The organism is Corallococcus sp. 4LFB, from assembly GCF_046520365.1.
Lineage (GTDB): Bacteria > Myxococcota > Myxococcia > Myxococcales > Myxococcaceae > Corallococcus > Corallococcus caeni.
Window position 1 is genome coordinate 1 of sequence record NZ_JBKGHJ010001276.1, and the last position, 354, is coordinate 354.

Consider the following 354-nt stretch of genomic DNA (forward strand, 5'->3'; position numbering starts at 1 on the left):
GCGCGGCGCTCACCCCGAGGGCGGTCTCCAGGAGGCGCTCCTGCTTGTGCACCATCTTCACCAAGTTGGTGACGCCCTTCGCGTCGAAGCGGCTGCCGTCGACGTGAATGTGGATGCCGGTGGAGGCGTCGGCGCGGGCGCCAGCCTCGCGGGCGGCGCGCACCACATGCTGTAAGGCGTCCAGGTCCTGGTAGGTGAGGATGGGGGAAACGATTTCGCCGCTGTAGTCGCCCCCGCTCAGCGAGCCGTCAGGCACCACCTTCCAGGCGCGGCCCTGGGGGTCCGTCACCTGCCAGCCTCGGTAGTCGCCGGAAACGTGCCCGCCCACCGCGCCCTGAATCGCGTGGGCCAGCT

1 protein-coding gene is annotated in these 354 nt (G+C 70.3%); it reads right to left on the bottom strand.

The features are described 5' to 3' along the window. Positions 1-352 (bottom strand): amidoligase family protein (locus ACLEQD_RS45300; protein WP_410392057.1); only part of this gene is annotated, 352 nt, incomplete at its 3' end. Positions 353-354 lie beyond the last annotated feature (2 nt).